This window comes from Stenotrophomonas sepilia (genome assembly GCF_003244875.1).
Classification (GTDB): domain Bacteria; phylum Pseudomonadota; class Gammaproteobacteria; order Xanthomonadales; family Xanthomonadaceae; genus Stenotrophomonas; species Stenotrophomonas sepilia.
The window spans coordinates 57,327-69,521 of record NZ_LXXZ01000040.1 but is presented as its reverse complement, the minus strand read 5'-3'; the positions used below and the strand labels follow the sequence as shown (position 1 = coordinate 69,521).

Here is a 12,195-nt window from a genome sequence, read left to right as displayed (position 1 = left end):
GCGCAGGGGCGGCCATTGGATGCAGCAGGCACTGTGCATCCAAGCAGCCGCGCCCGCCGTATGACCTGAGCCTCCCGACCGGATGAACACCATGCGCACTGCCTGGCTGCTGCTGTGCCTGCCCCATGCCGCGCTGGCGGCGCCCTGGCTGCGCAACGAGGGCGTGGCCACCTCGGCGCAGGGCGATCTGCTCTATCGTGAAGTGCACTGGCGGCGCGGCCCATCGGAGGGTGCCGAGCGCTGGGTGCTCTATCAGTGCCCGGATGGCCGCCCCTTCGCCCGCAAGCATCTGCCGGCCAGCGCCCGCCCGCAGGCCCGGGGTTATTCGCTGCAGGACAGCCGTAGTGGGCAAACCGCTGAAGTCGACGCGAGTGGCGAGTCGGTGTCGATCGCCTGGAAAGAAGATGCCGCCAGCGAGCTGCGTCAGCGTCGGCTTGAGCTGGCACCGGATGCGGTGATCGACACGGGCTTCGACGCCGCGGTGCGCCAGCATTGGCCAGCGCTGCTGCGAGGTGAACGCATCAGCCTGCCCTTCCTGGTGCCGGGGCGGCAGCGCTTCTTCCCGGTGCAGGTGCGGCGTACCGGCCCTGTTCGCTGGCAGGGCATCGACGCCCAGGCCATCGAGGTCAGTCTGGACACGTGGTACGGCGGCATCGCGCCGCGCCTGTCGCTGGTCTATGCCAGCGCCGACCGCCGCCTGCTGGAATTCCGCGGAACCAGCAACCTGCGCGATACCCGCGGCACCTACCCACAGGTCACGGTGCGCTTCAGCTCGCCGGTGGCCGAGCGGCCCGCCAGCGAATGGCAACAGGCCTGGGCGCAACCGCTGGTCGAACGCTGCAGCGTGATGCCCAAGTGAAGCCGGAATTTTCCACAGTCGGCCGCATCCATTGCGCGCACTGCTGCGTAGAGGAAGACACGACACCCGCCGAGATCCGCCATGGCCTCTGTAGCGCCCCTCCCCCGCCGACGCTGGCGCCTGCTGCGCACCCTGAAGCGCTGGGTCGACACCGGCAGCGCTGCAGACCACGCCGCTGGCGAGCCCGGACGCATCGACTGGCTGCGCGCCGTACCGTTCGCGTTGATGCACCTGGCCTGCATCGCGGTGATCTGGGTAGGTATCTCGTGGACGGCAGTGATCGTCGCCGCAGCCCTCTACGCAGTGCGCATGTTTGCGATCACCGCCTTTTACCACCGCTACTTCTCGCACCGGACGTTCCAGGCATCGCGAACGGTGCAATTCGTGTTCGCGGTGATCGGCGCGTCCAGCGTGCAACGTGGGCCGCTGTGGTGGGCGGCCCACCATCGCCATCACCATCGGCATGCCGACCAACCGCTGGACCCGCACTCGCCGCGCGAAGGCGGCTTCTGGCGCAGCCACATGGGCTGGTTCCTCACCCGCGAGGCATTCGCCACGGATCTATCGCGCGTGCCTGACCTGGCGCGCTTCCCGGAACTGCGCTGGCTGGACCGCTTTGATACGGCGGTGCCGGTATTGCTGGCTGCCGCGCTGTACGCACTCGGCGCCGGCCTGGAGCGCTGGGCGCCCGGACTGCACACCTCTGGCCCGCAGTTGCTGGTGTGGGGCTTCTTCATTTCCACCGTGGTGTTGTTCCACGCCACCGTTACCATCAACTCGCTGGCCCATCGTTTTGGCCGGCGGCGCTTCGAGACCCGTGACGACAGCCGCAACAACCTCTGGCTGGCTCTGCTTACCTTCGGTGAAGGCTGGCACAACAATCACCATTTCTTCCCTGGGACCGTCCGCCAAGGGTTCCGCTGGTGGGAGATCGACCTGACCTGGTACGGGCTGCGCGCAATGGCGGCCATGGGCCTGGTGAGGGGGCTCAAGCCCATCCCCGAGTGGGTACTGGCCAAGGCGAGGTACTGACATGCGCATCGCGATCATCGGCTCCGGCATTGCAGGCCTGGCCAGTGCCTGGTGGCTGGACGGCGAACACGAAGTGACGCTGTTCGAGGCCAACGATTACCTGGGCGGGCATACCCACACCCATGACGTGCAGGTGGACGGCACGCGCATGGCGGTGGATACCGGTTTCATCGTCTTCAATCCCCTGCACTACCCACTGCTGACGGCACTGTTCGAAGAACTGGGTGTGGCCTCGCAGCCGACCACCATGAGCTTCTCCATGCACAGCGAGCGAAGTGGCGTCGAGTACAACGCCACTTCGCTGGATGGTCTGTTCTGCCAACGTCGCAATCTGGTTTCGCCACGTTTCTGGGGAATGCTGGCCGACCTGCGCCGGTTCTACCGGGATGCGCCGCTGCTGCTGGCGGAAGACGAAGGCCCGACACTGGGCCAGTACCTGCGCGGCCAGCGCTACGGCACCGCTTTCATCGACGAGCACCTGCTGCCGATGGCTTCGGCACTATGGTCGTCACCGACCGCCACGGTCATGCAGTTCCCGGCCCGCTACCTGGCCCAGTTCATGGCCAACCACCAGATGCTGCAGATGACCGGGCGCGCACCCTGGCGGGTGGTCAGCGGTGGCTCGGCACGCTATGTCGATGCCCTTCGCGCCCGCTGGCGGGTGCGTGAGCGGCTGGAATGCCCGGTTCACTCGGTCGAACGCATGCCGTGCGGCGCGCGCGTGCACAGCGCGGCCGGCGTGGAGGGGTTCGACGAGGTCATCCTGGCGTGCCACAGCGACCAGGCGCTTGCCCTGCTGCATGACGCCGATCAGGTCGAACGCGAAGTACTCGGCGCCATCCGCTACCAGCCCAACGAAGCAGTACTGCATACCGATGCATCGTTGCTGCCGCGCAACCGCAAAGCATGGGCTGCATGGAATGCACACGTGCCCAGGGATCCAGGCGCGCCCTGTACGGTCAGCTATTGCATGAACCTCCTGCAGGGCCTGCCCGGTGACACCCCGCTGGTCGTGACCCTCAACCGCAGCGAGGCGATTGATCCGGCCAAGGTGCTGCGCAGGCTGCACTATGCCCACCCGGTGCACGATCATGCCGCTATCCGCGCCCAGCAGCGCTGGGCAGAGCTGCAGGGCCGCCGCCACACCTGGTTCGCCGGCGCATACTGGGGCTGGGGCTTCCACGAAGACGGCATCCGCAGCGCCCGCCGCGTGGTGGACGCGATGCGCGAGTGCACCGCGCACCTTGACAGCGTTGCGCCCGGCGAGGTGGCAGCGTGAGTGCCAGCGCACTCTACTTCGGGCAGGTGATGCACCGACGGCATCATCCGCAGCCCCACGCGTTCCGCTATCCGATCGCGCAGCTGCTGCTCGATCTGGACGAGCTGGAGACCGTGTTCGCCGGGCGCTGGCTGTGGTCGGTCAATCGCCGCAACCTGGCCGAGTTCCGCCGCAGCGACTACTTCGGCAATCCCGCACAACCGCTGGCCGATGCGGTGCGCGATCATGCTGCGGCTACCCTGGGCTATCGGCCTGCCGGCCCGGTACGCCTGCTCACCCACCTTCGCTTCGGCGGGCACGTATTCAACCCGGTCAGCTTCTACTACTGCTACCAGTCCGATGGCAGCACCCTGGACTGCATCGTCGCCGAGATCACCAATACGCCCTGGAAGGAACGGCACGCCTATGTGCTGCCAGTCGCCACGGCCACCCACGAAGGCGCCTCGCTGCGCTGGCGGTTCGACAAGCGCTTCCATGTCTCGCCGTTCATGCCGATGGATTGCCACTACGACTGGCGGTTCAACCGCCCAGATGATGATCTGCGCGTGCACATGCAGGTCTGGCGCCAAGGCGTTCGCCAGTTTGATGCCACCCAGGCCATGCAGCGACACGCCCTGGACGGCCGCGGGCTGGCCCGGGTCCTGGCCTGCTATCCCTTGATGACCCTGCAGGTGATGGCCGCCATCCACTGGCACGCGCTGCGGCTGTGGCTGAAACGCAACCCCGTGCATGACCACCCTGCCCTTGCCGAGAAACCGCGATGAACTCGATGACTCCCCTGGTCGCCCTGCCACGTCCCGGCGCCTTGGATGCCTTCCTGCGCCGCCGCCTGCTGCAACAGCTTGCCCCCATGCGCGACGGCCGCCTGTGCGTGCGTGATGCACTCGGCGAAGTCTGGCTGGGCGATGCCCATGGCGAGCTGCAGGTGACCGTCACCATCGATGACCCGGCGTTCTACCGCAAGGTTGCAGCGCAAGGCAGCGTGGGCGCAGGTGAAAGCTACATACAGGGGGAATGGCACTGCGATGACCTGGTGGCGCTGATCCGGCTGCTGGTACGCAATCGCGACCTGCTCGACGGCATGGAGCGCGGCCCGGCCCGCGTGGGTGGCTGGCTGCTGCGCGGCTGGAACCGCCTGCGCCGCAACAGCCGTGAAGGCAGCCGCCGCAACATTGCCGCGCACTACGACCTTGGCAACGACTTCTTTGCCCTGTTCCTGTCGCCGGACCTGATGTATTCCTCAGCCCTGTTCGACACAGAAGACGAGTCGCTGGAATCCGCCTCCCGGCGCAAGCTGGACCGCATCTGCCAGCAGCTCCAGCTCAAGCCGGGCGATCGCGTGGTGGAGATCGGCACCGGCTGGGGTGGTTTTGCGCTGCACGCGGCGCAGCACTACGGCTGCCACGTCACCACCACCACCATCTCCGCCGAGCAGCACGCGCTGGCTGCCCAGCGCGTGCAGGCGGCCGGCCTGCAGGACCAGGTCACGCTGCTGATGCAGGACTACCGCGACCTGCAGGGCCAGTTCGACAAGCTGGTGTCGATCGAGATGATCGAAGCCATCGGCGCAGAATACCTGGACACCTACATGGCCACGCTGCAGCGCCTGCTCAAGCCTGATGGCGTTGCCCTGCTGCAGGCCATCACCATCGAGGACCATCGCTACGAGCAGGCCCGGCGCAGCGTAGACTACATCAAGCGCTATGTGTTCCCCGGCAGCTTCATTCCGTCGATCAACGCGATCATGGCCGCCAAAACGCGGTCCAGCGACCTGCAGCTGATCGCCCAGCAGGACTTCGGTCACTCCTACGCGCTGACCCTGCGCGCCTGGCGCCAGCGCTTCCTCGCCCGGTTGCCCGACGTGCAGGCGCAGGGCTTCGATACGCGCTTCTGCCGCCTGTGGGAGTTCTACCTGGCCTACTGCGAGGGCGGCTTCCTGGAGCGCTCGATCGGGGTCTCCCATCTGCTGATGGCGCGCCCGGGGCATCGCCCGGGCGCCTCATCGGGCCAAGGCAGCTGAGATGCGCAGGTTCTGGCCCAATCTGCTTGGCAACCAGCTGGTCTGGCTGTGCGCCGTAGCCGGCGCCGGGCGCGGCTGGCAGTGGCCGGCGTTGCTGGCAGCCTCTCTCTACATCGGCAGCCAGCTGCTGACGTCGCCGCAACCACGGCTGGACCTTCGGTTGATGGTGTTGGCACTGGCCTGCGCATGGCTGGTCGATGCCAGCGCCGCCGCCAGCGGCACCGTGCGCTACGCCGCCGCCCCGCTGGGCTGGGTGCCGCCCCCCTGGATCATGGCGCTGTGGGCCGCGTTCGCGATGACGCTGACCACCTCGATGCGCTTCCTGCTGCGCCACCCGGCCTTGCCGGCTCTGTTCGGCCTGCTGTTGGCACCGCTGGCCTATCTCTCCGCAGCGCGCGGTTTCGATGCGGTCCGTTTCGCCGCACCCACGTGGCAGGGCCTGCTGGTGTTGGGTGCGGGCTGGAGCATCGCGCTTTCGCTGCTGTGCGTCACCGCGCGTCGCGGCTCTCGCACCACCCCGCCCTCCCTGGCCGGAGCATCGTCATGATCAATCTGCTGTGGGTACTGCTGTATGCCGTGCTGGTGATGAGCTGGGGCTGGGCCTGGCAGCGCCGCCACCAGAACATCGGCGTTGTCGACGTGCTCTGGGCCAAGTGCGTGGGTGCCTCGGCCCTGCTGCTGGCGCTGCTCGGCGATGGCGCGATGTTGCCTCGGGTTGCGTTGGGCCTGCTCGGCGGCCTGTGGGGCGGCCGGTTGGCGCTGCACCTGTGGCGCCGGGTCCGTAGTGAACCCGAAGACGGGCGCTACCGTTATCTGCGCGAACACTGGCAGAGCCACCAGGGCAAGATCTTTGGCTTCTTCATGGCGCAGGCGCTGCTGGTCGTGCTGTTCGCTCTGCCCTTCGTTGCGGTGGCAGCCAATTCCCATGCCGGCCTGACACCGTGGACAGTCGCCGCAGCACTGGCCTGGCTGTTGAGCGTCGGCGGCGAGAGCCTGGCCGACCGCCAGCTCGCACGTTTCCGTGCCGACCCGGCGAACAAGGGCCGCACTTGCCGCGAGGGGCTCTGGCGTTATTCACGCCACCCCAACTACTTCTTCGAGTGGCTGCACTGGTTCACCTATGTGCTGCTCGCCGTCGGTTCCCCCCTGTGGTGGCTGGCGTGGGCCGGGCCGCTGCTGATGTATCTGTTCCTGCGCTATCTCAGCGGCATCCCCTTCACCGAGAAGCAGGCGTTGCGCAGCCGCGGCGACGACTACCGTGCCTACCAGCGCAGCACGCCGATGTTCTTTCCCTGGTTCCCCCGTTCTTCCAAGGAGCATTCCGCATGAGCGCGATCCCGTCACTGAATCCGGCTGAAGATGCGGAAACCGGGCTGATCGCCTGGGCCGAACGCGGGCTGGTTCCCGATGCGGCGCTGCGTGCAGGCATCCGGCGCCTGTGCGCGCAACGCCTGCACGAGGAATCGGCGGGGGGTATCGAGGCACAGTCCGCGCGCTTCAGCCGTTGCATCGCAGAACTGACCGACAGTCCGCTCGCATTGCATACCGACGCGGCCAACCGCCAGCACTACGAAGTTCCCGCGGCATTCTTCCAGGCCTGCCTGGGCAAGCGGCTGAAGTACAGCAGCTGCTACTACCCTACCGGGCGCGAAACGCTGGAGCAGGCTGAGGAAGCGATGCTGGAACTGTATGGCCAGCGCGCCGGACTTGCCGACGGCCAGCAGATTCTCGAACTGGGCTGTGGCTGGGGTTCGCTGACCCTGTGGATGGCCGAACGCTATCGGCAGGCCAACATCACTGCGGTGTCCAACTCGCACAGCCAACGCCAGCACATCATGGCGCAGTGCCAGGCCAGGGGCCTGCACAACGTCGAGGTGCTGACCTGCGACGTCAACCAGCTTGAGCTGCCCACGGCACGCTTCGATCGCTGTGTCTCGGTGGAAATGTTCGAACATGTGCGCAACTACCAGCGACTGCTGGCGCACATCGCGCAGTGGCTGAAGCCCGACGGCGCGCTGTTCGTGCACATCTTCGCCCATCGCACGCTGATGTACCCGTTCGAGACCGAGGGCGGCGACAACTGGATGGGGCGCCATTTCTTCACCGGCGGCCTGATGCCGGCCGCTGACACGCTGCTGCATTTCCAGCGCGACCTGCGACTCGATCAGCGCTGGCTGCTGGACGGCACCCACTACCAGCGCACCGCCGACCATTGGCTGGCCAACCAGGATGCGGCCCGCGAGGCGGTGATGCCGGTACTGGTCGCAACCTACGGCCAGGCGGCGGCGAAGATCTGGTGGCAGCGCTGGCGCATGTTCTGGATGGCCTGCGCCGAGCTGTTCGGCTACGACGATGGCCAGCAGTGGCTGGTTGCCCACTATCTGTTCCGTCCCCGTTGAGGTGTGACATGCGCATGCGCTCCCTGCTTCCCCTGCTGGCCTTGAGCCTGTTCGGTTCCGGCTGCAGCTCCAGCGATACCCGTCCCCTGCCCCGCCCGCCCTCGGTGGACGTGCCGCGCTTCATGGGCGACTGGTATGTGATCGCCCACATACCCTCATGGCCGGAGCGCGAGGCCTTCGACGCGGTGGAGAGCTATGCGCTGCGGCCGGACGGGCGCATCCAGACGACCTTCACCTATCGCAAGGGCAGTTTCGACGCCCCGCAGAAGTCCATGCACCCGGTTGGACGGGTCGAGAGGAACGGCAATGGCGCGATCTGGGGCATGCAGTTCATCTGGCCGATCCAGGCCGAGTATGTGATTGCCTGGCTGGACGACGACTATGGCCAGACCATCGTCGCACGCAGCAAGCGCGACTATGTCTGGTACATGGCACGTACCCCGCACGTATCGGACAGCGACTACCAGCACGCCGTGGAGCGCATCGCGGCCATGGGCTACGACACCGGCAGGCTCAGGCGCGTACCTCAGTCGGTGCGATAGATCGCCAACCGCCGACCACTCGGCTCGCGGGTGACCAGGCACTTCAGCGTGACGCGTCACATTAATACCCCCCCCTCGAAGGGTGCCGGCAGCCCTGCAACCCAGGCCACCTGTACCCAGCGAGAGCGCACCAGGACACTGCGTCCACACGGCTCTCAACCTGACGATACGTCCAGCCCATGGATCAGCTCTTATCGATGGAGCTCATCCATCGATCTTTAGGAATAGTCGTAAAAACGCAACAAATTCGATGTTCGACGCGACAGCGGCGCCAGAATGGCGGCCACGCCCACGGGCGCTGACCACCTCCCGCGCATGAATGGATTTCCTGCACCGCGCCGGCTTCGACTGGCGCTCCTGGACGACCATGAAGTCGTCCGTCGCGGCACCGCCCTGCACCTGTCAGGCGATCTCCGGTTCGACATCGTCGCCAGCCATGGTTGCAGCAGTGCGCTGATCGACAGCCTGCACCGCTTGCCCGTGGATGTGGCCATCATCGATCTCACGCTCGCCCGTGGCGACCTGGGCGGCATCGAGCTGGTTACGCTGCTCTGTCGCGAATTCCCGCGCACACCAATGCTGGCCTTCGCCACGCTCTCTCCCACCACGAATCTCAACAGCCTGATCGATGCCGGACTCGGTGGGTTCGTCAGCAAGGCCGAACCCCTTGCGGCATTGTCCGACGCCATCGTGCGCGTCTTCCAGGGCCTGATCCGGATTCCGCCGGACGTCAGGCTGGCCGGCGATCGTGGCGAGCTCAGCCGCAACGAGCGGGAGGTACTGGAGCTGCTGCTGGAAGGCCTGACCGTATCGGAGATCGCGCTGCGCCGGCACCGCAGCATCAAGACCGTCAGCACACAGAAGGTCGCGGTGCTGCGCAAGCTGGGCTTGCGCAGCGATGTGGAGATCTATGCGCTGCGTGAACGGTTGGAGTCGCCGTGAGGCGCCATGCGCCATTGCGTCCGTGCCTGCTGATCCGGGGGTTGCTGGTACTGCTTCTCCTTCCCGCCGCGTCGGCGGAAGATATCCGGTCACCACGCTGGCTACCGGGCAGCAGCGTGCGGGTCTCCACCGCTCCGTCCCTACGCCCCGTGCCCGCAGCGATAGCCGATCCGTCATCACCGCCGACGCTCGCCCATGGCTACGCCAACCTGGTGGCGCGTCACGCCCAACTCAGCTTCCTGGAACACCCCTATCCGACGACCGCCGCATCAATCCTCGCTGTATGTCATCACGAGGCCGACCTGGTCATGGTGTTTGGCGGCGCGAGACACCAGAAGCTGCCCTGCCCCGACCTCGCCGCGTCCAGCCGCTTCCGGGGTGGCGCCACCCTGCTGGCAGGGCGCGCCGGTGAATGGCTGCCACGGGAGATACGCGAGCTCGACGGCCGGGTGGTGGCCGTCGTTGAAGGCGGGCCCTACGCCGGCTGGCTGCGCGCGCATCATCCTCAGATCCGGCTGCAGCACCTGCCTGATCGGTACGCAGCATTGACGGCAGTTCAATCCGGCCTGGCCGACGTGGCGATTGGCCTGGAATCCACGCTGCGCCCGCTGGTTCGACGCCATTTCAACGGCAGCCTGCGCCTGCAGCCATTCGACAGCGACTTCTCCACCGACCTCTACCTGCTCGTCCGCCAGGAAGACCAGCAGCTGCTTGAACGCATCGGACAGGCGTTGCGGGAGATCACGCTGGAGGAGCATGCGAGCCTGCTCCACCTGTGGGCAGGCCAGACCCTGCCAGCGGCGGCGGGAAACGCACTGGACTGGATGCAGGCCTCGCCCCCGCGCGGCTGGCTGCTGCTGCCCCCTCTGCTGGTCGCGCTGTTGCTGTGGCCCATGACCCGTCACCTGCGGGTACGCGGCGACCGCCGCAGCGCGCAGGCCATCGGGATGATCAGTCACGAGATGCGCAATTCGGCACAGGCCGTACTGGCCTCGATCGAGCTGCTTGGACGATCGACACTGCCGAAAGGCGAGCGCGATCTGCTCGCCGCTGCCAGCAGCGCCGGCCAATCCCTGCGCGGCCTGTTGAATCGCGCACTGGACTTTTCGCGCCTCGCCAGCGGCGCTTTCAGGCCGCATGCACAAGCCTGTGATGCGACCCGGCTTTGCCGGCAGGCACTGGAGGCCATTCGGCCTCAGGCGCAACAGAAAGGCCTGCAACTGCATCTTGATGCCCCGACCGAACCTTCGCCGATCATTCGGGTGGACATTGATGCGCTACGCCAGATTGCCAGCAATCTGCTGGCCAATGCGGTGAAGTTCAGTGATATCGGCGGCATCGAGCTGCGCCTGCGACTGCTTCCAGTAGCGCGGCCGCAAGAGCTGCTGCTGGAGGTGATCGACAGCGGGATCGGGATCGCGCCCGCACAGGTAGCCGAACTGTTCCAGCCTTTCCATCAAGGCAGCGGTGGGCATCAGCGTGGCGGTAGTGGCCTCGGGCTTTCCATTGCACGCGAGCTGGCACGTGCGATGGGGGGCGATCTGACCGTGCACAGCGTCCTCGGTCGCGGCAGCCGCTTCATCCTGCGCCTGCCGGTATGCGCTGCTGACTCTGCCGAGAGTGTCCGGGACATGCCCGTGGAGGGCACGCCACTGGCCGGGCTGCAACTGCTGCTGGTGGAGGACCACGCACTCAATCGCCACGTCATTGCCGAACAGTTGCGGCGCTGGGGCGCCGAGGTATGTGCCCTGGAAGACGCGGCCAGCGCGCTGGCCGAACAGATACGCCACCCCCGCCCTGCCGCGCTGATCGACATTGGGCTGCGTGGCATCGATGGCTACGCATTGGCACGCGAACTGCGCGCCCGCAGCGGGCATCCGGTCCGTCTGATCGCCTTGTCTGCCCGCAGCGGGCGACGTCACCACGCACGCTGCCGCCGCTCGGGTTTCGACGCGGTGCTGGCCAAGCCGCTGCGCGCCGCCGAACTGCTCGCTGCGCTGGGCATTCCGGCGCCGGAGAGCGTGGACGCACTTGAGCAGGTGACTGAAATGGACGCGGCCTACAGCGCCGACATCTGCGATGAACTCGGCAGGATCGAGCGGATTGTCGATCATGCAGACGCATCGGCGCTCGGTCATCACGCGCACCGATTGCAGGGCGCGCTACAGATGCTGGGTCAATGCGAGCACGCCGCCATCGCGGCCGAGCTGGTCGATCTGGCGCAGGACGCCACGCCGGACTGGACCGACGCACGTCGCCTGCTGGGCGTACTGCAGGCCGGACAGGGCGCCCGCGTCGCGGGAACCCTGCCCACCCCCTTGATCACGCGGCCAGACGCTCGACCTGGCGACGGGTCAGGTCATTGAAGCGACCCAGCGACATCAGGTGCTGGTGGATCAGTGCCAGCCAGCCACTGCGGTGCCACTCGACCACGGTTGCTTCCGGCAGCGCGACGAACTTCTCGACGTCCACGACCAGGAAACCGTTGAGGTTGAACTCCCGGCCATCCGGGATACGCACGGTGGCGTTGCGCTCCACCAGCAGGCCGTTGTCGACCAGGGCCTTGGAGAAGGCCTGGGTCTGTTCGTGTTCGCGGGTGTACTGGCCGCAGAATTCCAGGGCCTGCTGCACCATCTCGGTGGCCTTGCCATCAACGAACAGCGGTTGGCCTTCTTCGCCACCCTTGACCACGCGTGGGCTCTCTTCGTCGATGCCCAGCAGGAAATCATTCTCCGCACCGGTGTCGATGAAGATGAAGGGGTGGCGGCGCAGGTAGGCGGGAATATAGGCCTCGTCTTCCCACAGGCCATCCTTGATGAACAGGTTCTGGTCGGACACGCCCACGGCAGCCATCGGAACCGCGCTCGGGCCGGCAAACAGGATCGGGAAGTGGTGCAGGGCCAGCGAGAACTCGCCCAGCACCAGCGGAATGGCATTGTTGCCGGCGGCGAACTCGAGCTTGCCCGGCAGGATGCGCAGATCGGCATGCACATCGGCCTGCAGCGGCACCGGGCGGGTATAGAACAGGGGGGCGCCGCTCGGCGCCGCTTCGGTGGTGGTGTCGCTGGTGGTGGTCATGTTGGGAACCGTTCGATCATGCGCGCCTGCCATCCCGGGCACGC

Annotated in this window: 12 protein-coding genes; 11 read left to right on the top strand and 1 reads right to left on the bottom strand. The window is 66.7% G+C overall.

The features are described from left to right. Nucleotides 1-91: 91 nt before the first annotated feature. The 11 genes from A7X97_RS06825 (at nt 92) to A7X97_RS06775 (ending at nt 11,439) form a co-directional block, all read left to right on the top strand. Nucleotides 92-859: a hypothetical protein gene (locus A7X97_RS06825; protein ID WP_031269076.1), complete on the top strand. Its 768-nt coding sequence runs from the start codon at nt 92-94 to the stop codon at nt 857-859. An 81-nt stretch (nt 860-940) separates the two neighbouring features. Further along, on the top strand, nt 941-1,891 hold the full coding sequence (locus A7X97_RS06820; protein WP_065178583.1) for an acyl-CoA desaturase: 951 nt from the start codon (nt 941-943) through the stop codon (nt 1,889-1,891). A 1-nt stretch (nt 1,892) separates the two neighbouring features. Beyond that, nucleotides 1,893-3,170 carry an NAD(P)/FAD-dependent oxidoreductase gene (locus A7X97_RS06815; RefSeq protein ID WP_111007709.1) on the top strand — a complete coding sequence of 426 codons (1,278 nt, stop codon included), beginning with the start codon at nt 1,893-1,895 and terminating at the stop codon, nt 3,168-3,170. After that, entirely contained in the window at nt 3,167-3,934 is a 768-nt protein-coding gene (locus A7X97_RS06810) for a DUF1365 domain-containing protein (protein ID WP_088497487.1), read from the top strand. Before A7X97_RS06815 ends, A7X97_RS06810 begins: the two co-directional genes overlap by 4 nt. Further along, entirely contained in the window at nt 3,931-5,190 is a 1,260-nt protein-coding gene (locus A7X97_RS06805) for an SAM-dependent methyltransferase (RefSeq protein WP_088497488.1), read from the top strand. The genes A7X97_RS06810 and A7X97_RS06805 overlap by 4 nt, the downstream gene beginning before the upstream one ends. 1 nt (nt 5,191) lies before the next feature. Further along, nucleotides 5,192-5,737 (top strand): DUF2878 domain-containing protein, encoded by a 546-nt coding sequence (locus tag A7X97_RS06800; RefSeq protein ID WP_088497489.1) that lies wholly within the window; start codon nt 5,192-5,194, stop codon nt 5,735-5,737. Further along, nucleotides 5,734-6,519, top strand: a complete 786-nt coding sequence (locus tag A7X97_RS06795; RefSeq protein ID WP_088497490.1) for a DUF1295 domain-containing protein — start codon at nt 5,734-5,736, stop codon at nt 6,517-6,519. The genes A7X97_RS06800 and A7X97_RS06795 overlap by 4 nt, the downstream gene beginning before the upstream one ends. Then, nucleotides 6,516-7,589, top strand: a complete 1,074-nt coding sequence (locus A7X97_RS06790; protein ID WP_088497491.1) for an SAM-dependent methyltransferase — start codon at nt 6,516-6,518, stop codon at nt 7,587-7,589. Before A7X97_RS06795 ends, A7X97_RS06790 begins: the two co-directional genes overlap by 4 nt. An 8-nt stretch (nt 7,590-7,597) precedes the next feature. Continuing rightward, complete coding sequence (locus tag A7X97_RS06785; protein WP_088497492.1) at nt 7,598-8,131, top strand: lipocalin family protein; 534 nt, start codon at nt 7,598-7,600, stop codon at nt 8,129-8,131. A 315-nt stretch (nt 8,132-8,446) separates the two neighbouring features. Beyond that, nucleotides 8,447-9,073, top strand: coding sequence for a response regulator transcription factor (locus A7X97_RS06780; protein ID WP_072166996.1), 627 nt, complete (start codon nt 8,447-8,449; stop codon nt 9,071-9,073). Then, nucleotides 9,070-11,439, top strand: coding sequence for an ATP-binding protein (locus A7X97_RS06775; RefSeq protein WP_227836684.1), 2,370 nt, complete (start codon nt 9,070-9,072; stop codon nt 11,437-11,439). The genes A7X97_RS06780 and A7X97_RS06775 overlap by 4 nt, the downstream gene beginning before the upstream one ends. Here A7X97_RS06775 and A7X97_RS06770 read toward each other — a convergent pair. Continuing rightward, nucleotides 11,396-12,151 (bottom strand): SapC family protein, encoded by a 756-nt coding sequence (locus tag A7X97_RS06770; RefSeq protein ID WP_053496662.1) that lies wholly within the window; start codon nt 12,149-12,151, stop codon nt 11,396-11,398. The two genes, A7X97_RS06775 and A7X97_RS06770, sit on opposite strands and share 44 nt — an antisense overlap. Between the last annotated feature and the right edge of the window lie 44 nt (nt 12,152-12,195).